The sequence below is a fragment of the Winogradskyella psychrotolerans genome, from assembly GCF_018860545.1.
Classification (GTDB): domain Bacteria; phylum Bacteroidota; class Bacteroidia; order Flavobacteriales; family Flavobacteriaceae; genus Winogradskyella; species Winogradskyella psychrotolerans_A.
In genome coordinates this window covers 76,897-102,462 of the sequence record NZ_JAHKPN010000031.1, presented here as the reverse complement: position 1 = coordinate 102,462, position 25,566 = coordinate 76,897, and the positions used below count along the sequence as shown (strand labels likewise).

The following is a 25,566-nucleotide window of genomic DNA, read 5'->3' as shown; positions in this document are numbered from 1 at the left end:
ATGCAAACACAGCCTTTAAATTTTGTTCCTACTGCGGCACAACCAATGATTGCTAAACTTTTGGCTATTGATAATTTAATAGTAAAAGTTAAGAATGAGCGCAAAACACGTCATGGTGATTATAGGGAGTTACCAAATGGTCAACACCAGATTACGGTAAACGCTAACCTCAATTCGTATCGATTTTTAATCACATTACTTCACGAAATTGCACATTATGAGGCTTATCAAACTTATGGACGTTTTATAAAGCCACATGGAAGAGAGTGGAAGCAAACCTTTCAGCATTTAATGCTACCATTTTTGCATCCAGAAATTTTTCCTTCAGAATTACTACCTTTATTAGCGAAACATTTTAAAAATCCAAAGGCATCTAGCGATACAGACACGCAGCTCGCCTTTGCCTTAAAGCAATTTGACGAAAGTAACGATAAAACGTACGTATTTGAAGTACCTTTGAATACAACCTTTAAACTTTACAATGGTAGAGTCTTTAAAAAAGGAAATAAAAGAAGAAAACGCTACGAATGTTTAGAAATTAACTCGGGTAAATTATATTTGTTTAACCCAAATGCAGAAGTAGAGGTTTTAGATAAAAACATAAGTTGAATGATGGATAGCAAAAATAAAAATTATTACGCCATATTAATGGCAGGAGGAGTAGGTTCAAGATTTTGGCCAGTAAGTACACAAGATTTTCCAAAACAGTTTCATGATATGCTTGGAACTGGTGATACCTTGATACAAAAAACATTTAGCAGGTTAGCACAATTAATCCCTGAAGAGAATATATTCATATTAACTAACGAGCGCTATAATGATTTAGTTTTTGAACAATTACCAAACGTTACAAAACGACAAGTGGTTTTAGAACCTGCCATGCGAAATACGGCACCTTGTATACTTTATGCCGCTTTAAAGATTCAGAAAGAAAACGAAGATGCTGTAATGATTGTGGCACCAAGTGACCACTGGATTGAAGATGAGCAAGCCTTTTCTAATAACGTGAAAACAGCGTTTGACTTTTGCGAATCTAATGATGCCTTAATGACTTTGGGTATTACTCCAACATTTCCTAATACAGGTTATGGTTATGTTGAATACGATAAAACGGCAACAACAGAAATAAAGCAAGTCAGCCAATTTAGAGAAAAACCAGATTACGAAACGGCAAAATCCTTTATAAGTCAAGGTAATTTTTTATGGAATGCTGGGATCTTTATGTGGAGTGCTAAAACAGTTATTTCCGCCTTTAAGCGCAATCAACTAAAATTATTTGAATTGTTCGAAAGCGGTTACGCTGTCTATAATACAGAACTTGAAGATGAATTTATAAAGGAGAATTATCAAAAAGCTGAAAATATCTCTGTTGATTACGCATTGATGGAAAAGAGTGATAATGTATTCGTTATACCTGCCACTTTTGATTGGAATGACCTGGGAACATGGGGAAGTCTTTATGATAAATTAGATAAGGACGACGACAATAATGCTGTAGTGAATGCGAAAACATTGTTAGAAGATGCTAACGGCAATATGATTCGCTCTAAACAAGATAAACTTGTGGTTATAGACGGACTAAAAGATTATATAATTGTTGATAAAGACGAAGTTTTACTTATCTTTCCTAAAGCAAAAGAACAGGATATTAAAAAAGTACTTCAAAACGTAAAAGCCAATTTTGGAGAAGAATACGGGTAAAATATGAGTGACGAGAATAAATTTAACTTTTCTGAAGAAGAGCAGCAGCAAATTACCAACGAGATGAATAAGGAAGCTGCAGTTGAAGAAAAGAAAGCAGCAGTAAAAAAAGATGCTCAAGGTTTATTTGCAAGTGTAAAAACATTTTTAAGCGAACTGCTCGATTTTAGAGATGATACGGATAGAGATGCGACCATTACAGCGATAAAAGTAGATATTCCATTTAAAGGAGCAACGGCTTGGATTTTGGTCTGCTCAATTTTTGTGGCATCTATTGGTTTAAATGCCAACTCTACAGCTGTTGTGATTGGTGCCATGTTAATTTCTCCATTAATGGGGCCGATTTTAGGAATCGGAATGTCAATTGCCATTAACGATATTGACACCTTAAGGAAATCACTAATAAACTTAGCCACAATGATTGTTCTGAGTTTATTAACGGCATTTTTATTCTTTTACCTGTTTCCATTAAGTGCCGAAACTTCAGAACTTTTAGGAAGAACAAGACCAGATATTCGCGATGTTTTAATTGCGTTTTTTGGTGGTTTAGCCTTAATTATTGCGAGAACAAAAAAAGGTACAATAGCTTCAGTAATATTTGGTGTTGCCATTGCAACGGCTTTAATGCCACCTTTGTGTACCGCAGGATATGGCTTAGCTGAGGGTAATTGGTCTTATTTTGGAGGCGCGATGTATTTGTTTACTATTAATACAATATTTATAGCATTAGCAACATTCTTAGTGTTAAAACTCTTGCGTTTTCCAATGTTAAAATATGCGAATTCAGCAAGGCGTAAACGTACATCTAGGATTGCTATGCTCATAGCTATTGTAGTAATGATTCCTGCAATTTGGACATTTTTAACGGTGCTACAAGAGAGTAAATATACAAGAGATTTTGATAGTTTTGTTAAAAATGATATAGAAAGTAATCCTAACCTTTGGTATCAAAAAAGAGAAAAGGATTTAGATCCAGATACTAAAATAATTAGTCTACATTTTAACGGAGATGTTAGTGAGGAGATGGTTTCAGCTTTACAAATTAGCAAGAAAAGTTATGAGAGTATTAAGGATTTTGAATTAATTATAAATGCTAATAAAACAAGAAGCGCAGACCGCTTAATGGAATCATTAGATCGTGCTTATGCAGATTTAGATAGAAAAGATAATGTGATTGATGGGCTTCAAAAACAAATAGAGGAGCTACAAGCTAATATCTCTAATTTGAATAAAGTTATAGAATCCAAAGATACCAATAAGAACGCGGTGTCATTTAGTGCCCTGTCTCGTGATGCTAAAATTAAATTTAGTGATTTAGAGTATTTTGGTTACGCTAAAATGCTAGAGTCAAAAGATTTTATTAATATAGATACCGTAACAGTTGCTAATGTAAGATGGCAAGTTAAACTTACGGATAGTGTCGTTTCTATTAAGGAACGCAACTTACAAAAATGGCTTAAGAATGAATTAAAAGTTGATACGGTGTATATAAAACGAAACTAACGATTACTCGCTTTCTTCAAGGTACATTTTACGGACTTTTCTAAATAATTCAGAAGAATAAACGAAGTTAGTAACGGCTTCATTGTCCGTTCTAAAAATAGTTTCACTAGAGCCTTCCCACTCTAATAGGCCATTTTTTAGAAAAACAATTTTTTCACCGATTTCCATAACAGAGTTCATATCATGTGTATTAACAACTGTGGTGATATTGAATTCATCAGTAATTTCTTGAATTAAGTTATCAATGACAATGGCTGTCTTAGGATCTAATCCAGAGTTGGGTTCGTCACAAAATAGGTATTTTGGTCTGTTAACTATAGCTCTAGCAATAGCAACTCGTTTCTGCATTCCCCCTGAAGCTTCACTCGGCATTTTTTTGTGTGCATCATCCAAGTTAACCCGTTTTAAAACCTCATCAACACGATCTTCCATTTCACTTTTACTTTGTTTTGTAAACATACGTAATGGAAACATCACATTTTCGGCAATAGTCATAGAGTCAAACAAGGCACTTCCTTGAAAAACCATTCCCATTTCTGAACGTAAATTGGTTTTTTCATTTCGCGATAATTTGCTGAAATTTTTTCCTTCGTAAGAAATAGAACCACTTTCATATTCAAACAAGCCTAATAAACATTTTAAGAATACGGTTTTACCAGAGCCACTCTGACCAATAACCAAATTGGTCTTTCCTTTTTCAAAAGACGTTGTTATACCTTTTAAAATTTGGGTATCGCCGAACGATTTTTTTAAGTCTTTAACTTCTATCATAATTAGCCGAGTAATATACTGGTTAGTAAAAAGTTGACAAGAATGATCATAACACTAGTCCACACAAAAGAGGTTGTACTTGCTTTACCAACTTCTAAGGCTCCACCTTCCATAAAATAGCCATAATACGAAGGTATAGTGGCTAATAAAAAGGCGAATACAAAGGTTTTTATAAAAGCATATATAAAATGAAATGGAATAAAATCTAATTGCACTCCCTCTACATAATCCTCCATCGTTCCATAACCACCATAAACACATGCCATAAGTCCGCCTAATATGCCTAAAAACATCGCAATTGAAATTACAAACGGATATAAAGTTAAAGCAATAAATTTAGGAAATACCAAATAGTTAATGGCATTAATTCCCATAACTTCTAAAGCATCAATTTGTTCAGTAACTCGCATAGTTCCAATACTAGATGTAATAAACGAACCCACTTTACCGGCCATAATTATAGAGATAAACGTGGGTGCAAATTCTAAAATTATAGATTGACGTGTTGCAAAGCCTACCAAATATTTTGGCATCAAAGGGCTTGTCATATTTAGTGAGGTTTGTATGGCTACAACTCCTCCAACAAAAAACGAAATAAAGGCTACAATACCTAATGAACCTATGATAAGGTCATCAATGTCTTTTAATATTAAGGGTTTCATCACCGACCATTTAGTGGGTCTGCGAAAAATATCCTTAATCATAATAAAATAAGTGCCAATATTATGTAGGTATTTCATGTGCGAATTTATTACTGCTAAAGTATAAAAAATGATTAGTTATTAATGTTAATTTAATCTAAGATAGTATAAAAATTGTATTTTTGAGACTCTTAATAAAGTCTTATTCAAATGAAAAATATCTTCTCTTTAATTGTTGTTTTGTTTATTTTTTCCTCTTGTGGAGCACAAAATACAACTACTGATGTAAAAACGGAAACTTCAATTTTAGAATCTAACGATAATCCTAAATTAGTTGTAGGTATTGTAGTGGATCAAATGCGATATGATTATTTAACACGTTTTGAATCAAAGTTTGGTGATGGTGGGTTTAACCGTATGATAAATGAGGGGTTCAATTGTAAAAACAATCATTTCAATTATGTGCCAACTTATACAGGTCCAGGGCATACTTCAGTTTACACAGGAACAACACCAAAATATCACGGTATTATAGGTAATAATTGGTATGACAAGGAGATTAAGGAAATGGTGTATTGTGCTGCTGATGATAATGTAACTTCAATAGGTACCGAAGATAAGGCAGGGAAAATGTCTCCGCATAGAATGCAGACCACAACGTTTTCTGATGAAAACAGGTTGTTTACACAGATGAAAGGGAAGACCATCGGAGTAGCGCTAAAAGATAGAGGAGCAATTTTACCAGCTGGTCATACCGCGAATGCAGCCTATTGGTTTCATGGAAGAGATGAAGGGAGTTGGATTTCTAGTTCATTTTATATGAATGCATTGCCACAATGGGTTAAGGATTTTAATACGTCTGAAAAAGCAGAATCCTACTTGAAGGAATGGGATACATTTTATGATATTTCAACGTATACAGAAAGTGGAGTGGATGAGAATACATTTGAAGGTGGTTTTAAAGGAAAAGAAAAAGCGACCTTTCCTTATGATTTAAAGGCTTTAAGTAAAGACAATAGAGGTTTTGATATTTTAAAAGCGACTCCTTACGGTAACAGTTTAACAACTGATTTTGCAATTGCAGCTATAAATGGAGAGGATTTAGGAAAAGATAAAATTACAGACGTGCTTGCTGTGAGTTATTCAGCTACAGATTATGTAGGGCATAATTTTGGTGTTAATTCTAAAGAAATTGAAGACACTTACATTCGTTTAGATAAAGACTTAGAGCGCTTGTTCCAATATTTAGATACTACAGTTGGGCAAGGAGAATATACTGTGTTTTTAACAGCAGATCATGGTGCGGTTGACGTGCCTTCATATTTAAATTCCGTAAAAGTGCCTGCAGGCTATGTAGATAATAAGGATAGAAAAGTGAAACTTAATGCGTTTTTAAAGGAGACATATGGTGGTGAAGACATTGTAGAGAATATTAGCAACGATCAAATATTTTTAGATAGAGTTAAAGTGAAAGCGTTAGGGTTAAAGCTTAGTGATGTTCAAGATGCTATCGCTATGGAAGAATTGAGTTATCCAAACGTGTCTAAAGTGTATACGGGTACTACAATGAGTACTACAAGTTTTTCATTTGGTGTAGAGGAGTTATTGCAAAACGGCCATAATCAAAAGCGTTCTGGGGATGTTCTTATAGTAAACGATGCTGCTTATATTTCTTACGGAAAAACAGGATCAACACATGGAAGCGCCTTAAATTATGATACGCATGTGCCATTGTTATTCTTTGGAAAAGGCATTAAGCACGGACAGACGTTTGATAAAACGGTAATTCCTGATATTGCACCAACAATTTCGGCGTTATTAGGGGTTAGTTTTCCTAATGGAGCAACTGGTCAGCCTTTAGGTTATGTGATTGATTAAGTTCTGATTTTGAAGCGAAAACCGATTTACACTATCATTGCTGTCATTATCGTGATTGGCATATACAGCTACGAGCATTTTTTAAATTCTGAAGCGAAAGCAGAAGTTGTTAAAGAGGGTGAAACCATAAAAGAAAACACGAATCATTATTTTCTGCCAACAAGTACAACGGGGCACGTTGTACATCATCAGAATTATTCATTATCATATAGCGAACCACATGAGCAAGCCGAATGGGTGGCGTATGAGTTAAAAGCCTCACATCTTAGTTCTACAAATCATAAACGACCGTATTTTGAAATTGATGAAGCGGTAAAAACAGGTGCAGCACATTGGCGAAATTATAAAAACTCAGGTTATGATAGAGGGCATTTATGTCCTGCAGCGGATAGACGGTTTACGCAAGAAGCACATGACGAAACTTTTTTGACGAGTAATATAAGTCCACAAGAGCATAAATTTAATGCTGGTGTTTGGAATCGTTTAGAGCAAAAAACACGCTATTGGGCAAAGAAGAATGACGGTGTTTTTGTGGTGACTGGTGGTGTTTTAGAAGATAACTTGAAAAGTATAGGTGATGAAGAGGTTTCAGTGCCTAATCAGTTTTATAAAGTGATTTTAGATCATACCAAGGGGGAAATTAAGATGCTAGCATTTTTAATGGATCATAAAGATTCCGATTTGCCATTATATCAATTTGTCGTTTCAGTTGATGAGGTTGAAAGGTTGACAGGAATTGATTTTTTTCCGGAGTTAGATGATGCTCTTGAAGATAAGTTAGAAGCATCAAGCAGTTATAAAAGTTGGAGTTTCTAGCTGAATTTACTCTTAATGCCTTTCCATCTCAAATCTCTAATAAATATTCCTTCATTTTTAGAAACGAGAAAATCTACTTTCTGAGATTTCGCTTTAAAATAACCCGTCATGTAATCTCTGAAAAGTTTGAAACTTCCTTTTTTAGACGCTAGTTTTATAGCCGAAATCAAAGTAATCCAAAACCCATAGCGCATCTTGTACATGGCTTCCCCTTGTAAATGTTTAGAGGCTTTATTGTAGGATTGTCCAGTTGGTTTTAAATGCTTCACGTGAAGGCTCTCATCCGTTAGAATGTCCCAACCGTGATATTTAGCCAGCAACTCGTCCACCGTATCCCAGCCCATTGATGGTTTAAGTTCTCCAATTTGGGTAAAGCAATCTTTTCTATAAGCCTTAAGTGCTCCTCTAATATGGTCTTTATTGGTTAGGTTTTCAAGAATCCAACCACCATTTTTTTCAATGTAACAAAAGCCAGAAGCCATACCTAATTGTTTATTTGAATGGAAATGGTCTGCTAATTTTTTCAAATAATTCTCAGGAAAAATAAGATCAGCATCAAATTTACAAATGATGTCATAGTCATCATCAAGAAAGGCTAAACCTTTGTTGAAGGCATTTATAATTTTAGATCCAGGGAGGTGCTTATCTGAAGATTTTGAATTTATTATAGAAATCCAGTCGTATTTTGAAGAGTAATCTTCAACAATAGTTTGCGTATGATCTGAAGAATGATCATTCACAACAACAACATGCTTTGGCTGTAACGTTTGCTTTACTAAAGATTCCATAGTTTTACTTATGTAGTCTTCTTCGTTATGCGCAGGAATGATGATGTGGAAGTTCAAAAGCTTAAGATTTAAAACTCAAAGTTAAACTTTAATACTGCAAATTCGATAATGAGGAATTGGAATTTGGAATTTATGAGTTTGAATTCAGTTGCTTTTCAGCATAAACAATATAATATCGCGGTGTAAAACGCCGTAGTATTGGCCGAATCCCTAATTTATTTACAGGATTAGTCCATTTTTGTCGGTCTTTAATCACCCATCCTGTTTTTTCTAATAGCCAATCGAGTTGCCAATCTTCAAACTCATGGTAATGTCTGTCTAGCATATCTGTTTTACTTCTGTAAGCCGATGAAAACCACAATTTTAATGGCACGCTAATTACAATCTTATCGGTTTTAATCGCTTTTAAAACTTCGTAAGGAGATAATAGGTGCTCAAAAATTTCAAAAGCAGTGACAACATTAGCGGTTGAATTTTTAATCGTTGAGGTGTCTTCATCTAAATCTTCACCAGTAGTATTGTCAACTGAATAGCCTTCAGAAATCATGATTTCAGAAAATGGGTTATTTACTCCCAAATCTAAGATTGTTTCCGAGATACTAATATGTTTTTTTAAAAACTGAAGTGTGAGTTTAAAACGCTTGTTTGGATATGTTTTTTCGTACATCTATACTGAAGAATCTCTAAAATCTAATACTGATAAACAATAGCATTAATATTCATGCCAGCACCAACACTTGCAAAGATAATAACATCACCTTTATTAATTTCTTGGTGCTCTAAATTCCCTTTTAAGATTACATCAAATAATGTGGGTACGGTTGCTACACTAGAATTTCCTAACATATTTATAGTCATTGGCATCACTCCTTCTGGCATTTCCATTTGGTGAAGTTTGTAAAAACGTTTTACTATAGCTTCGTCCATCTTTTCATTAGCCTGATGGATTAATATTTTCTTCACGTCATGTATAGAACGCCCACTTTTCTCTAAACAGGTTTTTAAAGCTTGTGGCACATTGGTGAGTGCAAATTCGTAAATTTTACGACCATACATTTTAATGTATTTACGCTCGGCTTTGCTTTCCTTATCATTTGTTTTTCCAAAGAAAATAAAATGCGCTTCATCATAGGAGAATGTTGCTGATTCATGTGCTAAAATACCATCTTCAGTTTCACTTTGTTCTATAATTGCCGCACCTGCTCCGTCACCATAAATCATGGAGTCTCTATCATGTGGATCTATAACTCGAGATAAGGTTTCACTACCAATAACTAAACAACGCTTAGCAATACCAGAAGCTATAAATGCTTTAGCTTGGATAACTCCTTCAATCCATCCTGGACAACCAAAAAGTATATCGTAACCTACACATTTAGGATTTTTAATTTTGAGCAAGTGTTTTACTCTAGACGCTATGCTTGGGACCGTATCACTTTGCTCTGAATTATGCATTATGTCACCATAATTATGAGCGACAATAATATAATCTATAGTTTCTCTATCGATGTTAGCGTCTTCAATTGCTTTTTCAGCGGCATAAGAAGCGATGTCTGAATTTAGTAGGTCGTTAGTAACATACCGTCGTTCTTTTATGCCTGTAATCGCTTTAAATTTTTCTACAATAACTTCATTTGAATTCTTAATTGTAGATCCGTCTGCATTTAAAAATTGATGATTATAAAAGTTCTCGTTTTTTTCTATATGACTAGGTATATAGCTTCCCGTTCCAGTGATTTTAATCCCCATCGTAATTTATTTTCGTAATAACAAATTTAATCATTATTGAAGAGCTTTCATGGCAGGAAAGTTTTAAAGATTCAATTTTTGATAAATTCCTAAAAATTACAGGCTGTCACTATATAAAACACAAAAAAGTATTCAAAATGAATACTTTTTTACGTTCTATAGGTTCTAATTGAGTTTACATGTAAGCTTCAATAGGTTCGCAGCTACATACTAAATTTCGATCTCCGTAGGCATCATCCACACGTCTCACACTTGGCCAAAATTTATTGTCTCTCACAAAATCCAATGGAAATGCTGCAGCTTCTCTACTGTATGGCAATGACCATTCATCTGAAGTTAGCATTTCTAAAGTATGAGGGGCGTTTTTAAGCATATTATTAGCGTCGTCTTTAGAAGTGGCGTCAATTTCTTTTCGAATTGAAATCATTGCATCACAAAAACGATCCATTTCAGCTTTACTCTCACTTTCTGTTGGTTCGATCATCATGGTTCCAGCAACCGGAAATGAAACTGTTGGTGCATGGAAACCATAATCCATTAAACGTTTGGCGATGTCTGTAACCTCAATACCGTTGGCTTTAAAATCACGACAATCAATAATCATTTCATGAGCAGCTCTTCCCATTTCACCAGAATATAAAGTTGGATATGATCCACTTAAACGTTCTTTAATATAGTTGGCATTTAGTATGGCTACCTGAGTTGCTTTTTTCAGACCTCTATAGCCTAACATTTTTATATAACCATAAGAAATAAGACAAACTAATGCCGATCCAAAAGGAGCTCCTGAAATTGCTGTAATGGCTTGGTGACCTCCGGTTTTTATAATTGGATTTCCTGGTAAAAACGGTACTAATTGTTTGGCTACGCAAATTGGTCCAACACCTGGTCCACCACCTCCATGCGGAATCGCAAAGGTTTTATGCAAATTTAAATGACAAACATCAGCACCTATATTTCCTGGGTTAGTTAAACCAACTTGTGCATTCATGTTGGCGCCATCCATATAAACTTGACCTCCGTTATCGTGAATGATTTTTGTAATTTCTTTAATTGAAGCTTCATAAACACCATGCGTAGATGGATAAGTGACCATAATCGCAGAAAGATTGTCTTTATGTAATTCAGCTTTTTCTCTTAAATCTTCAACGTCAATGTTGCCGTTATCTGAAGCTTTAGTCACAACAACTTTCATACCAGCCATAACAGCACTTGCAGGATTTGTGCCGTGTGCGGATGATGGTATTAAACAAATGTTTCTATGGTGATCACCACGAGATTCATGATACGCTTTAATTACCATTAAACCTGCGAACTCGCCTTGAGCACCCGAATTTGGTTGCAGCGATGTCGCTGCGAAACCCGTAATTTCAGATAACTGATTTTCTAATTCATTTAGCATTAATTTGTAACCTGTGGCTTGGTTCGTAGGAACGAATGGATGCATACTTCCCCAATTAGGCCAACTTAAAGGTAACATCTCTGCAGCTGCATTTAATTTCATGGTACAAGACCCTAATGAAATCATAGAATGGTTCAATGCTAAATCTTTACGTTCTAAACGTTTGATGTATCGCATTAATTCCGTTTCAGAATGATAGGAGTTAAACACATCAAAGGTTAAAAAGTCTGATTGACGTTTTAAGTGTGTTGGAATGGTTTCGTTAATTGCAATTGTTTCAATTTTATCCGTTGACGTTCCTGTTACTTTTTCAAAAATTGAAATAATATCATTTAAGTCTGAAATGGTAGTAGTTTCGTTTAGAGATATCGTCACCGTTTTGGTATCTGGATAATGAAAATTAACTTCATTTTTCTCAGCTTCATGCTTTACATCAACAGCATCTGCTTTAATTTGAATGGTATCAAAATAGTGCGAGTTAACCTGTTCTAAACCCAAACGTTCTAAAGCATTTGCTAGGGTAGACGTTGCATTTTTAACTTTATCGGCTATAAAGGTTAATCCTTTTGGACCATGATAGACAGCATACATTCCCGCCATAACAGCTAAAAGAACTTGTGCTGTACAAATATTTGATGTTGCTTTATCGCGTTTAATATGTTGCTCTCTAGTTTGTAAAGCCATGCGTAAAGCTCTATCGCCATTAGTGTCTTTTGTAACACCAATGATTCGGCCAGGAACATCACGTTTATAAGCCTCTTTTGTGGCAAAATATGCGGCATGAGGGCCACCATAACCCATCGGTATTCCGAAACGTTGTGTGGTACCAACCACAACATCCGCTCCAAATTTACCAGGAGCTTCAAGTTTTATTAAACTTAAAATATCTGCAGCCACAGCTACTTTAATGTTTTTAGCGTTGGCTTGTTCAATAAATGATTTTATATCTGTAATCTGTCCGTTTTTTCCAGGGTATTGTAGTAGAGCACCAAAATATTCATCAGACAGATTGTATTCAGCTTCGTTTCCGATTACTAAATCTATATCAATAGGATTCGCTCTAGTTTCAAGCAAGTCAATGGTCTGTGGTAATACTAAATCTGAGACAAAGAATTTATTGACATTTGCTTTCTTTTGTGCACGATCTCTGACAGCGAACAATAATCCCATAGCTTCGGCAGCAGCCGTGCTTTCATCTAAAAGTGATGCGTTAGCGATTTCCATTCCTGTTAAATCAATAATCATGGTTTGGAAATTTAACAAGGCTTCTAATCGTCCTTGAGCAATTTCTGCTTGGTACGGTGTATAAGCCGTGTACCATCCTGGGTTTTCTAAAATATTACGTTGTATAACTGCTGGTAAATTAGTAGGATAATACCCTAAACCTATATACGTTTTATATATTTTGTTGTGTTGTGATAATTGGTTGATGTGACTGAGGTACTCTTGCTCACTCAGCGCGGCATCGAGGTTTAAATCGTTTTCTAAGCGAATGTTATCAGGAATAGTTTCCGTTATTAGTTGTTCAATGTTTTTAACACCTATAGTGTCTAACATAACCTGTTGGTCGTCTGAATTTGGGCCAATATGTCTGAGTGCAAAAGAAGTTGTATCCATTAAAAAAAATATAATTTATTTGGTTCTGCAAAAGTAAGGATTTAGCCTAATTTTTTAGTTAATGAAAACTAAAGTTTTGAACCGATATTAAAGGTTATTAACACAATCCTTACTTTTGCGATATGGAAGTTTTAAAACGCATCTTTAACTTTTATCTTAATAGTAGTATTCATGTCGCTATTGCAGCGTATTCCTTAGCATGGGTAACATTAATTGAGCTTAACTTAGGTTACGATAAACAACTTCTGTATTTTGTGTTTTTTGCAACAATCACTGGTTATAATTTTGTAAAATATTTTGGGGTCGTTAAGTTTCATCATCGCAGTTTGGCGAGTTGGTTAAAAGCGATACAGGTATTTTCTTTTTTAGCGTTTTTGGCTATGTGCTATTATGTTTTGAAACTTGAAACAGAAACCTTATTGGTCATCATGATTCTTGGAGTTATTACATTTTTTTATGCCATTCCTATAATGGTTCCAAAGCATTATTTGTTTGATGATCATAAAAATTTACGGCAAGTAAGTGGGTTGAAAGTATATCTTATTGCTCTAATTTGGATGGTTACGACAGTAATTTTACCAATAGTAAATCATGATATGGCTCTTAGTTCAGATGTTATGATAACAAGTGTGCAACGTTTTTGTTTTGTTCTCGTATTAATGTTGCCGTTTGAGATTAGAGATCTAAACTTTGATAGTTTAAAATTGGCTACAATTCCTCAGAAAATAGGGGTTAAAAAAACAAAGATTATTGGAATTGTTCTTTTATTCGTTTTTTTAATATTGGAATTTTTTAAGAATGAAATAACAGATAAAACTATAGTTGCAACACTTATAATAACTTTTGTTACGTTGGTTTTTCTGTTTTTTTCAAACAAAAATCAATCCAAATATTACAGTGCGTTTTGGGTAGAAAGTTTGCCTATAGTTTGGCTGTTAATCTTGTTGTTGCTTCGTTAACTCTTCGTTCAATGCAGATTGAAGCTTGTTTCGTTCTTCAGCTTTTAAACACTGTACTTTAGATGTTTCAATAGTTTCAGATAACTTCGTATTTTTTCTTGAATATGTTTTGGTGATGTGACAATAAAATAAACGGAATCGTAACTTAAATTGTTCCCAAGAAGTAGCTTCACCATATTGAGCTTTATCGCAAATATGTTTGGCTTCATCGCAACTAATAAATAAAAACCTTTTTTTCATCTTTAAAGTCCTTGTAAACGGTATAACATTTATTTAAACCAATTATCTTCCATGCATTCTGCCAATGCGGTTCGTGCTCTGTGAATAATTACCCATAGGTTAGACGCAGTAATATCCAATTCTTTACAAATTGATTCTGTATCATATCCTAACATGGTCTTCATTTTAAAAACGTCGGCTTGTTTTCCTGGTAATTTTGCTAAACAATCGTAGATGGCATCACCTAATTCTGAATTTACCAAACTATCTTCAGCGGTTTTAACAGTAGAATCGGCAACGCGTTCTTCTAACCAATCGCCTTCGGAATCTGTATCGTTGATATAATTCATTCTAACTTCAGCTTTTCCTTTGTTAGAGTTTATTTTGCGATAATGGTCAATTATTTTACGTTTTAATATTGAAACTAACCAAGTGCGTTCGCTGGCTTCACCCTTAAAGTTTTTCATGGATTTAAGTCCAGCTAAAAATGTTTCAGATATTAAATCTTGAGCAACCTCTCTGTCATTTACACGTGTAATGGTGTAATTGAAAAGATAATCTGAATACAGTTTCACCCAATTATTTGGGTCTATTTGATGCTTCGGCATTGTTTCATTTCATTGCTGCATCAAAAGTAGGTTAAAATTTTTTATCTACGAGATATTCTGTGTTTTCAAAATAAAATTAAAATATGTTTTTAATGAAGGACCTATAGTTTAGATTATTAATCTAGCCTTTTCTTATTAGGATGAATTATGCGTTTATTTTTCACTTCAACAGCAGAACCTTCGGCAAGTATTACAGAGGTTGGCTTTGCAAATTGTAGAAATTTGAAACCTTCACCATAATTAGATTCGAAATTGATATTTAGCTTAAAATCAATCACGTTTAATTTTTTCCACGTCGGATGAACAACTTCGTATTCAAATGTTTTGTTTTTATGTTTTGTATAACCAAAATAGTGTTCTGTGATAAATTGTTCTTCAGAACCTTCTTCAATAGTTGAAAATTCTTTTTCCGTTGTAACTGAAATAGATTGCCAATTTTGATTGAGTTTCCATTGATATTCAAACTTTTTGTATTTATCGTTTTTAGTCCAATGATGTCTCATTTTATGAGTTTGATAATGCTCGTGATATATAGAATTTGCAACTAAGGTGATTACAGATTTAGGAACAATTTCTTTAATAAATACAACTCCGCGTTTGTTATTATGTTTAACGTAGAATCGAAGATTTACTTCTTCAAAATTTATATGAAATGGTAGTTTTATTCCTAAAACTTTAGTGTCTATAAACATAAATCCAACAACGCTTACATAATATTTATTATTAAAGCTATCAAGTTCTGTTCCCATTGGTATATAGGGTTTTAAAATATTTGGATCAATCTCATAATTGACGAGAATAAGATTTTTCCATTGGGCTTTTAAGAATGTCATAGCTTATTGTTTTATTAAGTTTTCTAGTGCAACTTCAATATCTGGATATTTAAATATGAATCTATTACTTATTAAAAGTTCCGGGATTACATTACGACTTTTTAAAACTAATTCAGGTTCAGTTCCAATTAATTTGGCTCCAAATTGTATTAGCCATTTTGGTTGATAAATTCCAAAGGGGACATTTAGTGTTTTTCGTATTGTTTTCATTAAATAGGCATTTGTAGTTGGTTTTGGTGAGACAATATTAAATGTCTCTTCAAGTTGTTCCTCAATTAAAAAATCAATAGCTCTTGCAAAATCTATTTCATGTATCCAACTGACTTTTTGTTTTCCGTGCCACTGCTTTCCACCCAAACCAAATTTTGCTAATTGTTTTAATGGACTTAAAGCACCTCCATTTTTACCCAAAACAATAGAAGTTCTTAAAATAACTTTCTTGGTCTGTGGTGTTGCGATACTGTTAAAAGCGGCTTCCCAAGATTTGGCGATATTCATTGAGAAATCATTGCCAATATTGCCATGGTCTTCTGTCATTTCTTTCGAATAGGAATCCTCATAGATTGTAGAAGTTGACATATTTAACCAAACTCTAGGTGGGTTTTTACATTGGCTTATAGCTTTACCTAATAAAAGTGTTGAATCTATACGAGAATCGTGAATTAATTTTTTATTCGCTTCTGTATATCTACAATCTACGGATTTACCAGTAAGATTGATGAGTGCATCTGTGTCTTCAAGGGCGTTGGTCCATTGGCCTAAATCCTTTGCGTTCCAATAAATATGATTAGACTGTGTAGGTCTTCTAGTTAAGATTTTTATATCATGTCCTTTTTTAGAAAAATAAGATTCTAAGACTTGTCCTAAAAATCCGGTGCCTCCTGCTATGATGATAGTTTTCATGTTAAAGAAATAAAATTGTTAGTAAAATAAGTATGCGATACAGGATCCAAGTTGCTGATAATACATTCGGTAATTCTAAGAGTTTAATACGTCTTATATGTTCAAACAACATGATAGTTGCTGTAAGTCCGAACCAAAAGATTAGGGCTAATTCTGGTATTTGAATCATTGAGTTTATTATTAGGACAGGAATTAACATAAGACATCCCATTAATGAAACCGTCATGAGATTACCAAAGTAGTTGAGCTGTTTTTCATATTTTAATTTTGAAATGAATAAGGCTTGAAACCCAATCTGTCCTAAAGCCATTAAACCTTCTCTGAGGAAATTAGACCCTGGTAGGATCGTAATTAATTTACCGAATTTGAAGAGTACAATGCTTGTTACCAGTGCAGCAAATAAAATGTAAATATATCTGTACTTGTGGTTAAAATCTGGTACACATTGTAGTGTTTGTGTTTTGTTCTCTTTACTCGGAATTATGACTTTTCTATTATAAGATATAAATGAATACAGCTTTGTTAACCCGAATTTAATAGGTTTCAAATTTCCTGTTTTCTCTATCAAAGGTATTGAGTTACCCATAACTTTAAGTAAACTATCTATGCCATAAATTACGGTTTTGTTTTTAGTATCAAAAAGGGCAATTTCATTGGTCGCACGTTTTAAATCAATGAAATTTTGTTCTTCCTTGGTGACATCACAATACGCTTTTCGGCCATTATCATCCAACATTTTGGCTTTAATAAAACCATTGGTGTAGACATTGCATAAAGGACAGTCTTTATCGTAAAGGAGAGTTTGGTTTTTCAAGGTTTTCATTATTTTTGTTTGTTTTAAACTTTCAGAAAAAAATGAAAGTTTGATTTAAAAAAATATAATATTATTTCATCAGCTTCATAACCGACTTTGTTAACCAGTTTTGTTTTTGATTCACCATTTTACTCATAAGGGTATCTAAATCTTGCGTTAGACTTTGCAACGCTTTAGTTTGTTTTATCAGTTCTTTTGTGTTTTCGGTGCCATCATCTTTAATAGAAGACACGTCATCTAAAACTTTAATCACAGGTCTGATTTCTCGTCTGCTACGTTCTTTGGCAATGATTCGCGCTAATTCTTGTACGTCTTTTTCTGTGGTGAAAAATTCTTTACGTTCTCCAGATACCAAAACTTTGGTGACAATGCCCCAATCCATCAGTTGCCTTAAATTCATGCTCGTATTACCACGAGAAATTTTAAGATCCTCCATAATGTCTTCCATCGATAAAGGTTGGGTTGAAATAAAAAGCAATGCTTGTATCTGAGCCATGGCTTTGTTTATGCCCCAAAGTGAACCTAAACTGCCCCAAGTACTAATAAACTTTTCTTTTGCTTCTGGATATTCCATATAGCAAATATATGATAATTTTTAAACTTTCAATAACTATTGAAAGTTTATTTTATTTGAAAATGAATATGATCATCGTGTCTAACCGCTTGGCAACCTGTAAATCGAATTTTTGATTGTAGACTGAAACCTAAGGATTGTTTAAGATGAGGCTCAATAAATAACTTTTGAGCCGACGAAATTGAAAGCAATTGATCTATGATGCGGGCTGTATTTTTTTTATCGAGCTTCAAGTCATTCCGAGTTCCGAAAGTGAGGTACTTAGTAAAATCATATTGCCAATAGCCTTTGTCTAAACAAGATTTAGAACTGTAGTTTTTATCAGAATTAGCATAAGCACCATAACCAGAAGTGGAGGGTTTTTTGTTGGTAGGTTGACCATCCTCATCTAGATACATAAATGATAGATCTATCTTTTTTCCATCATTATGACTCAAGTGTGGTAATAATGGAAAGCCATTAAAGAACGGGAAATTGGCATCTAAATAGGTTATTGTGATGCCTGATTTATATAAAACATGTGCAGAATCTTCTAATTCTAGTTTTAATTCTGAATTCACATAATTTCTAAAGGCCAAAGGGTAAAACCAATTTCGAGGTTGTAATTCTGTACCAAACCATGGTAGTTTTTCTCTGCCAAAATGAGATGCGATTGGTGGGATGATGACTAAATTAAAGAGTAGAAACAAAAAAGGGAAAACGTATCGTTTTCCCTTTTTTGTTTGGTGTGAAATAATAACTGCAAGTATCCAGATGACACCTCCAACTTGCGTAATAGCTGTTAAAACTATAATGAATACGATATGTCCAATGCCTTTAAGTATACCCATCAACTATGAACGTTTAAATTAATCGTTTTATTTCAATAATCCTGCACGTCTTAACAACGCTTCAGGTTTTGGCTCCTGTCCTCTAAATTTCTTATACAATTTCATTGGGTTTTCTGTGCCTCCTTGAGAAAGAACAAACGTTTTAAATTTATCAGCGACGGCTTTGTTGAAAATACCTTCTTCTTTAAAATATTCAAAAGCATCCGCATCTAAAACTTCGGCCCATTTGTAACTGTAATAACCTGAAGAATAACCGCCTTGAAAAATATGAGAGAACGATGTGCTCATACAGTTTTCTGCCACATCTGGATATAAACTTGTGTCACCAAAAGCTTCAATTTCATGAGCTTTTACATCTTTAATTTCTGAAGGATCAATACCATGCCAAGACATATCTAGTAATCCAAAACTTAACTGACGTAGCGTTTGCATACCTTCATGAAATGTAGCTGAGGCTTTAATTTTCTCAATCAATGCCATCGGAATCACGTCTCCAGTTTCATAATGTGTTGCGAATAACGCTAGTGCTTCTTTTTCGTAACACCAATTTTCTAACACCTGACTTGGTAATTCAACAAAATCCCAATACACACTAGTTCCTGATAAACTTGGATAGGTGGTGTTGGCTAACATGCCGTGAAGGCCGTGACCAAATTCATGAAATAAGGTCGTCACTTCATTAAACGTTAATAACGACGGTTTACTTTTTGTGGGTTTGGTAAAATTACAAACGTTAGAAATGTGTGGTCTTTCATTTTTACCATCTTTAATCATTTGCGGTTTGTAAGAGGTCATCCATGCCCCATTACGTTTTCCTGATCTTGGGAAAAAATCAGCATAGAAAATAGAAACTAATTCACCATCGGCATCTGTAACTTTGTAGGTTAAAACATCGTCGTGATATTTGTCAATAGTGTCAATTTCTTCAAATTGTAATCCGAATAATTTATTGGCTATTGTAAATGCACCATTAATAACATTTTCTAATTTGAAATACGGCTTTAACTGCTCATCATCCAAATCGAATAATTTTTGTTTCAACTTTTCAGAATAATAACCAGAATCCCATTTTTGAAGTTGGTCAATATCATCTAAATCTTTAGCAAAATCTTCAAGTGCTTTAAATTCATCTTTAGCAGCAGGTTTTGCTTTTTCTAATAATTCATTTAAAAAAGACGTTACTTTTTCTGGCGTTTGTGCCATACGTTCTTCTAAAACAAAATGGGCGTGGGTTTTATAGCCTAAAAGTTGAGCACGCTCAAAACGTAGTTGTGCAATTTTAAGAACAATATCTTGGTTGTCTAAATCATCATTCTGAAACCCTTTTCTGCCAAAGGCTTTAGAAAGTTTTTCGCGTAATGCTCTATTGTCCGCATAAGTCATAAACGGAATATAGCTGGGATAATCTAAGGTAATCAACCAACCATCTTTGTCTTTGCTTTCGGCTAATTGTTTAGCGGCTTCTTTAGCGCCTTCTGGTAAACCCGATACATCAGCTTCATCTGTAAGGTGCATTTCAAATTTATTGGTCTCCGCTAGGATATGCTCACCAAATTTTAATTTCAATTGACTTAACTCTTTATCAATTGCTCTGAGTTTTGTCTTTTTATCTTCAGAAAGATTAGCGCCATTTCTAGAAAATCCTTTATATTTTTTATCGAGAAGCGTGGCTTGTTCTGTGGTTAAATCTAAAGTAGATTTGGAATCGTATACCGCCTTAACACGTTTAAATAAGTCTTCATTTAAAGTGATGTCATTACTGAATTCCGAAAGTAAAGGTGAAACTTCCTGAGCAATTTTTTGAATCTCGTCATTAGTCTCCGCAGAATTTAGGTTGAAGAAAATACTAGATATGCGATCTAGTTCTTCGCCTGAATAATCTAAAGCTTCAATAGTGTTTTCAAAAGTTGGGGCTTCAGTATTTGCTGTTATAACCTCAATTTCAGCTTTTGCTTTTTCAATAGCTAATTTAAAAGCAGGTAGATAATCTTCTGTTTTAATTTTTGAAAAAGGCGCTGTATTATATGGAGTTTCGAATGCTTTGTTAAGAATTGTCATTATATGTGGTTTTTTCTTACTACTATTTGTGATCTATTTTTTAACTGAAATTTAAGAGAACGAAAGAATAGGTTTTCTGTACCTTTGCAAAATCTTACTAGTATATAAGTTTTACTAATAGGAATTGATTAATAGCTAGAAGCCTTAACGAAAGTTGAGGCTTTTTTATAGGTCTTTAGCAGAATCAATAACTTTAGCTTTCAAGCCTTCTTTGTAGACCATTATTTTATCTAAAACACATTGATCTGAACACCCAATAATCTGAGCTGCTAAAATTCCAGCGTTTTTTGCTCCGTTGAGTGCGACAGTGGCTACTGGAACACCTCCTGGCATTTGTAAAATAGATAATACAGAATCCCAGCCATCAATAGAATTACTGCTTTTTACAGGGACACCTATTACTGGTAATGGTGACATTGAGGCTACCATGCCAGGTAAATGTGCCGCGCCACCTGCACCAGCAACGATGACGCTTATGCCTCTTTTATGTGCATTTTTGCTAAACTCATATAACTTTTCTGGTGTCCTGTGTGCTGAAACGATATCCACTTCAATATCTATATCAAAACCGTTTAATATATCTATAGCGTCTTGCATTACTGGCATATCGCTTTTACTTCCCATTATAATGGCTACTTTACTCATTTTTATTCGCTAATTACTTCGATTGTTTGTTTTACTTGTTCTGCTATTTCACGAGCCACAGCGATATCCTTATTCACAATAGTGACATGTCCCATTTTTCGAAATGGTCTGGTTTGTTTTTTGCCATAAATGTGAGGGGTTACACCATCCATTGCCAGTATATTTTCAATATTTTTATATACGACATTGCCAGTATGGTTTTCTGCACCTACAAGGTTCACCATAACACCAGCAACTTTACTTTCTGTGTTACCAAGGGGTAATCCTAGAATACATCTAATTTGCTGTTCAAATTGCGACGTGTAACTTCCTTCAATGCTGTAATGACCAGAATTATGAGGTCTTGGTGCGACTTCATTGACTAAAATTTCGTCATTTTCAGTTTGAAACATTTCAACCGCTAATAATCCGACATGCTTAAATTCTGATGCCACTTTTAAAGCTACTGATTCTGCTTTTTTAGCAATGGCTTCAGGAATCCTAGCCGGACAAATCACATATTCAACTTGGTTCGCTTCAGGATGAAATTCCATTTCAACAACAGGATATGTTTTTAAATCTCCTTGTTCATTTCTAGCCACAATAACAGCTAATTCATTTTTAAACGGAATTAAGTCTTCTGTAATACATTCTACATTTGGCAAATCCGTTAAATCAGAAATACTTTTAACCACTTTTACTCCTGTACCGTCATAACCAAATCGGGCACTTTTCCATACAAAAGGATAGTTTAAACCTCCATGATCTATCACTTCATCAATTTCAGAGGTATATGCAAATCTTGAAAAATCCGCAGTCGGAATATTATGATCGCGATAAAATAATTTCTGTGTCGCTTTATTTTGAATGGTCCTTAAGGTTTTTGACGATGGAAAAACTTTCACACCTTGTTTTTCAAGTGTCTCTAAAGCATCTACATTAACATTTTCGATTTCAAACGTTAAGACGTCAAGATGTTTTCCGAAGTTAACAACCGTGTCATAATCTAAAAGATCGCCTGTGGTAAATTTATCGCAAGCCAGTCGTGATGGGGCATCAGCGCTAGGGTCTAAGACGCTAGTGAAAATATCAAATTTACGAGTGTCATACAACATCATTTTGCCAAGTTGACCACCACCAAGAATACCGAGTTTAAAATTGGAAGAAAAATAGTTCATATTAATTTTCCACGAAAGTGGAAACTTATTTAGTTACACATTGTGTTTTCAGCAACAAAAATAAGGTAAATATGATACAATCTTCTAAATTCCTAAATCAAAAATCCCTTAAACAGCAATCAAATATGTATCTTTGCAATTCTAAAATAATAAGAAAGTGATAAAGCTTCACGATTTATATTTCAAACCTTTTATATCTGCACAAGAAATAGATACTGCTGTCCAAAAAATGGTAGATGGTATTGCTGAAGATTTGGGTGATGAAGTACCTGTATTTATTGGGATTTTAAATGGCTCATTTATGTTAGTGAGCGACTTTGTAAAAAAGTATCCAAAACCATGTGAAGTTACTTTTATAAAATTAGCCTCTTATGAAGGGGTAAAGTCTACGGAAGATATTCAACGTTTAATTGGTTTAACCCAAGACTTAACAGGTAGAACTGTTGTTATTTTAGAAGACATAATAGATTCAGGAAACACGTTAGAAGAAGTACATCGTATTTTTGAAAATGAAAATGTAAAGCAATTAATTATTGCCACTTTATTTTACAAACCTGAAGCTTACAATAAAGATTTCAAACTTCATTACGTCGGTATGGAAATTCCTAATAAATTCATCGTAGGCTATGGCTTAGATTACGACGGATTAGGAAGAGACTTACCAGATGTATATCAATTAAAAACCACACAACATATGACGAACATAGTGCTATTTGGCCCTCCAGGTGCAGGTAAAGGAACACAAGCTAATTTTCTAAAGGAAAAATATGATTTAATACACATCTCCACTGGTGACGTGTTTAGATTTAATATTAAAAATGAAACGGCCTTAGGAATGTTGGCGAAGTCATTTATGGACAAAGGGGAATTAGTGCCAGATCAGGTGACTATAGATATGTTGAACAAAGAGGTTGAAAAAAATGCTGGAGCTAACGGCTTTATTTTCGATGGTTTTCCTAGAACTAATGCACAAGCTAAGGCTTTAGATGAATTAATGGAAGGTAAAGATTCTCAAATTGATGCTATGGTTGCTCTTGAAGTTGACGATGAGGTATTGGTAGGGCGTTTGCTAAAGAGAGGCGAAACAAGCGGAAGAACAGATGATGCTGACGAAAGCATAATTAGAAACCGCATTAAACAATATTACACAAAAACAGCAATTTTAAAAGATTACTATTCTGATCAAAACAAATATTTTGGTGTTGACGGTGTTGGTAGTGTCGAAGATATTACAGTGCGTTTAAGTACAGTGATTGATAAACTGTAAATTGTCATTCCTGTGAAGGCAGGAATCCATTTCTAATTAATTAAAACTGTTTCCGTATTTACGGAAAGTAAGCATGACTGAAGGAAATTTTGTTGACTACGTAAAAATGCACGTATCTTCTGGTAACGGAGGAAAAGGTTCTGCGCATTTACATCGCGAAAAATATATACAAAAAGGTGGACCAGATGGAGGAGATGGAGGTCGTGGTGGTCATGTTATTTTACGTGGAAACTCTAATCTTTGGACACTTATTCACTTAAAGTTTAAACGACACTTTAAAGCGGGTCATGGTGCACATGGTAGTTCTGGTAGAAGTACAGGTGCTGATGGTGAAGATATTTACATCGATGTCCCTTTAGGAACTGTAGTTCGTGATTCTGAAACGGATACTGTTATGTTTGAAATCACCGAAGATGGTGAGGAACGCATCGTCGTGGAAGGAGGAATGGGAGGTCGTGGTAACTGGCATTTTAAAAATTCAGTTAACCAAACTCCACGTTATGCACAACCGGGTATTCCACTTGAAGAAAGAGATATTACTTTAGAACTAAAAGTATTAGCTGATGTTGGTTTAGTTGGGTTTCCAAATGCTGGTAAATCAACGTTATTGTCTGTATTAACGTCTGCAAAACCTAAAATTGCAGATTATGAGTTTACGACTTTAAAACCGAATTTAGGTATTGTGGAATATCGCGATTTTCAGTCGTTTGTGATGGCTGATATTCCCGGTATTATTGAAGGTGCAGCTGAAGGCAAAGGTTTAGGTTATTACTTTTTAAGACATATTGAACGAAATTCAATTTTGTTATTTTTAATTCCGGCAGACGCTAAAGATATTGTAGAGCAATACGAAATTCTAGAAGATGAATTAAGACGTTACAATCCAGAAATGTTGGATAAGGAACGTTTGGTTGTGGTTTCAAAATCGGACATGTTAGATGATGAATTGAAATCAGAAATATCTACAATTTTAAAGAAAGATTTAAAAGCGGATTTCATGTTTATTTCCTCGGTTGCACATCAAGGTTTAACAGAATTAAAAGATAAACTTTGGAAATTGCTGAATGATTAATGTCTAAGCATTATAATGAAAACCTATCTTAAAAACTTAGTTGAAATTAACGAATCAAAACAGAGTAGATGGTTTGCTTATTTTATTCAGTTTTTAATTATATTCTCTGTAATTACATTTTCAGTAGAAACCTTACCAGATTTAAAACCTCAAACGCGAGTAATTTTAAATGCCATTGAGGCGTTTTGTGTTGTTGTTTTCACCTTTGAGTATGTCGCACGTATTTATGTTGCCGATAGTAAACCTAAATTTATTTTTAGTTTTTTCGGTATTATAGATTTCCTTGCGATTCTACCTTTTTACCTCTCTTTCGGAATCGATTTACGCTCGTTGCGTTTATTGCGTATGTTCCGATTATTTAGACTATTTAAACTAGTGCGCTATAATAAAGCCATGCGTCATTTTGCCAATGCAATGAAATCGGCAAAAGAGCAAATTGTGCTTTTTATGATTATTACCTTAATGCTTATTTATTTTACTGCAGTTGGTATTTATTATTTTGAAAACGAAGCGCAACCCGAACATTTTTCTTCCGTATTTTCAAGTTTGTGGTGGTCTATCGTGACTCTAACAACAGTGGGTTATGGTGATGTCTACCCAATCACAGTAGGAGGTCGTATTTTTACATTTTTTATGCTCTTAATCGGATTAGGAATTGTAGCCATACCTACTGGTATTATTTCGTCGTCTTTAACAAAGGCAGTAGAGCCTCAAGATGAAATTAAAGAGGAATAGTTAAAATAGGAGTCACAGTTTTAAAT

Annotated in this window: 25 protein-coding genes; 9 read left to right on the top strand and 16 right to left on the bottom strand. The window is 34.2% G+C overall.

Translation table 11 applies throughout. The annotated features are described in order from the left end of the window. Genes KO515_RS11240 through KO515_RS11230 form a run of 3 tightly spaced genes read left to right on the top strand, consistent with a single transcriptional unit; the run spans window position 1 to window position 3,204 of the window. Window positions 1-609 (top strand): SprT-like domain-containing protein, encoded by a 609-nt coding sequence (locus KO515_RS11240; protein WP_215936440.1) that lies wholly within the window; start codon window positions 1-3, stop codon window positions 607-609. A gap of 3 nt (window positions 610-612) precedes the next feature. Beyond that, the gene (locus KO515_RS11235) at window positions 613-1,701 is read left to right on the top strand and encodes a mannose-1-phosphate guanylyltransferase (protein ID WP_215936470.1); all 1,089 of its coding nucleotides are present in this window, start codon (window positions 613-615) and stop codon (window positions 1,699-1,701) included. A gap of 3 nt (window positions 1,702-1,704) precedes the next feature. Then, a complete protein-coding gene (locus KO515_RS11230) occupies window positions 1,705-3,204 on the top strand; it encodes a DUF389 domain-containing protein (RefSeq protein WP_215936439.1) in 1,500 nt (499 codons plus the stop codon). A 3-nt stretch (window positions 3,205-3,207) separates the two neighbouring features. Here KO515_RS11230 and KO515_RS11225 read toward each other — a convergent pair whose 3' ends face one another. Continuing rightward, entirely contained in the window at window positions 3,208-3,975 is a 768-nt protein-coding gene (locus KO515_RS11225) for an ABC transporter ATP-binding protein (RefSeq protein ID WP_178984363.1), read from the bottom strand. A gap of 2 nt (window positions 3,976-3,977) precedes the next feature. After that, window positions 3,978-4,715, bottom strand: coding sequence for an MlaE family ABC transporter permease (locus tag KO515_RS11220; RefSeq protein ID WP_215936438.1), 738 nt, complete (start codon window positions 4,713-4,715; stop codon window positions 3,978-3,980). 111 nt (window positions 4,716-4,826) lie between these two features. Between KO515_RS11220 and pafA the strand changes: the two genes are divergently transcribed. Further along, window positions 4,827-6,494 (top strand): alkaline phosphatase PafA, encoded by a 1,668-nt coding sequence (pafA, locus tag KO515_RS11215; protein WP_215936437.1) that lies wholly within the window; start codon window positions 4,827-4,829, stop codon window positions 6,492-6,494. A gap of 9 nt (window positions 6,495-6,503) precedes the next feature. Continuing rightward, window positions 6,504-7,310 carry a DNA/RNA non-specific endonuclease gene (locus KO515_RS11210; protein ID WP_215936436.1) on the top strand — a complete coding sequence of 269 codons (807 nt, stop codon included), beginning with the start codon at window positions 6,504-6,506 and terminating at the stop codon, window positions 7,308-7,310. Here the strand turns inward: KO515_RS11210 and KO515_RS11205 are convergent. The 4 genes from KO515_RS11205 to gcvP form a co-directional block, all read right to left on the bottom strand. Next, a complete protein-coding gene (locus KO515_RS11205; protein WP_215936435.1) occupies window positions 7,307-8,155 on the bottom strand; it encodes a glycosyltransferase family 2 protein in 849 nt (282 codons plus the stop codon). The genes KO515_RS11210 and KO515_RS11205 overlap by 4 nt on opposite strands. Before the next feature lie 73 nt (window positions 8,156-8,228). Further along, window positions 8,229-8,765: a methyltransferase gene (locus KO515_RS11200; RefSeq protein WP_215936434.1), complete on the bottom strand. Its 537-nt coding sequence runs from the start codon at window positions 8,763-8,765 to the stop codon at window positions 8,229-8,231. A gap of 23 nt (window positions 8,766-8,788) precedes the next feature. Continuing rightward, window positions 8,789-9,847 (bottom strand): 3-oxoacyl-ACP synthase III family protein, encoded by a 1,059-nt coding sequence (locus KO515_RS11195; RefSeq protein ID WP_215936433.1) that lies wholly within the window; start codon window positions 9,845-9,847, stop codon window positions 8,789-8,791. A 175-nt stretch (window positions 9,848-10,022) separates the two neighbouring features. Beyond that, complete coding sequence (gene gcvP / locus KO515_RS11190; protein ID WP_215936432.1) at window positions 10,023-12,866, bottom strand: aminomethyl-transferring glycine dehydrogenase; 2,844 nt, start codon at window positions 12,864-12,866, stop codon at window positions 10,023-10,025. 122 nt (window positions 12,867-12,988) lie between these two features. Between gcvP and KO515_RS11185 the strand changes: the two genes are divergently transcribed. Then, entirely contained in the window at window positions 12,989-13,825 is an 837-nt protein-coding gene (locus KO515_RS11185) for a hypothetical protein (protein ID WP_215936431.1), read from the top strand. Here the strand turns inward: KO515_RS11185 and KO515_RS11180 are convergent. The 10 genes from KO515_RS11180 to KO515_RS11135 all read right to left on the bottom strand — a co-directional run bounded on the left by KO515_RS11180 (window position 13,802) and on the right by KO515_RS11135 (window position 22,466). Beyond that, a complete protein-coding gene (locus tag KO515_RS11180) occupies window positions 13,802-14,065 on the bottom strand; it encodes a hypothetical protein (protein WP_215936430.1) in 264 nt (87 codons plus the stop codon). The two genes, KO515_RS11185 and KO515_RS11180, sit on opposite strands and share 24 nt — an antisense overlap. 29 nt (window positions 14,066-14,094) lie before the next feature. Next, window positions 14,095-14,652, bottom strand: a complete 558-nt coding sequence (locus KO515_RS11175) for a sigma-70 family RNA polymerase sigma factor (RefSeq protein ID WP_215936429.1) — start codon at window positions 14,650-14,652, stop codon at window positions 14,095-14,097. Window positions 14,653-14,768: 116 nt separating this feature from the next. Beyond that, window positions 14,769-15,485, bottom strand: coding sequence for a YqjF family protein (locus KO515_RS11170; RefSeq protein WP_215936428.1), 717 nt, complete (start codon window positions 15,483-15,485; stop codon window positions 14,769-14,771). 3 nt (window positions 15,486-15,488) lie between these two features. Beyond that, complete coding sequence (locus KO515_RS11165; RefSeq protein WP_215936427.1) at window positions 15,489-16,388, bottom strand: TIGR01777 family oxidoreductase; 900 nt, start codon at window positions 16,386-16,388, stop codon at window positions 15,489-15,491. A 1-nt stretch (window position 16,389) separates the two neighbouring features. Next, on the bottom strand, window positions 16,390-17,211 hold the full coding sequence (locus KO515_RS11160; protein ID WP_215936426.1) for a hypothetical protein: 822 nt from the start codon (window positions 17,209-17,211) through the stop codon (window positions 16,390-16,392). A gap of 61 nt (window positions 17,212-17,272) precedes the next feature. After that, on the bottom strand, window positions 17,273-17,776 hold the full coding sequence (locus tag KO515_RS11155) for a GbsR/MarR family transcriptional regulator (RefSeq protein ID WP_215936425.1): 504 nt from the start codon (window positions 17,774-17,776) through the stop codon (window positions 17,273-17,275). Between the two features lie 47 nt (window positions 17,777-17,823). After that, the gene (locus KO515_RS11150; RefSeq protein WP_252723847.1) at window positions 17,824-18,606 is read right to left on the bottom strand and encodes a hypothetical protein; all 783 of its coding nucleotides are present in this window, start codon (window positions 18,604-18,606) and stop codon (window positions 17,824-17,826) included. Between the two features lie 27 nt (window positions 18,607-18,633). Then, window positions 18,634-20,664 (bottom strand): M3 family metallopeptidase, encoded by a 2,031-nt coding sequence (locus KO515_RS11145; protein ID WP_215936424.1) that lies wholly within the window; start codon window positions 20,662-20,664, stop codon window positions 18,634-18,636. 165 nt (window positions 20,665-20,829) lie between these two features. Beyond that, window positions 20,830-21,309 carry a 5-(carboxyamino)imidazole ribonucleotide mutase gene (purE, locus tag KO515_RS11140; protein ID WP_215936423.1) on the bottom strand — a complete coding sequence of 160 codons (480 nt, stop codon included), beginning with the start codon at window positions 21,307-21,309 and terminating at the stop codon, window positions 20,830-20,832. 2 nt (window positions 21,310-21,311) lie between these two features. Next, window positions 21,312-22,466, bottom strand: a complete 1,155-nt coding sequence (locus KO515_RS11135) for a 5-(carboxyamino)imidazole ribonucleotide synthase (protein ID WP_215936422.1) — start codon at window positions 22,464-22,466, stop codon at window positions 21,312-21,314. A 157-nt stretch (window positions 22,467-22,623) separates the two neighbouring features. Here KO515_RS11135 and KO515_RS11130 point away from each other — a divergent pair, with 157 nt between their 5' ends. The 3 genes from KO515_RS11130 (at window position 22,624) to KO515_RS11120 (ending at window position 25,540) form a co-directional block, all read left to right on the top strand. Continuing rightward, window positions 22,624-23,733, top strand: coding sequence for an adenylate kinase (locus KO515_RS11130; RefSeq protein ID WP_215936421.1), 1,110 nt, complete (start codon window positions 22,624-22,626; stop codon window positions 23,731-23,733). Window positions 23,734-23,806: 73 nt separating this feature from the next. Beyond that, a complete protein-coding gene (gene obgE, locus KO515_RS11125) occupies window positions 23,807-24,805 on the top strand; it encodes a GTPase ObgE (protein ID WP_215936420.1) in 999 nt (332 codons plus the stop codon). 15 nt (window positions 24,806-24,820) lie between these two features. Further along, window positions 24,821-25,540 (top strand): ion transporter, encoded by a 720-nt coding sequence (locus KO515_RS11120; protein WP_215936419.1) that lies wholly within the window; start codon window positions 24,821-24,823, stop codon window positions 25,538-25,540. Window positions 25,541-25,566 lie beyond the last annotated feature (26 nt).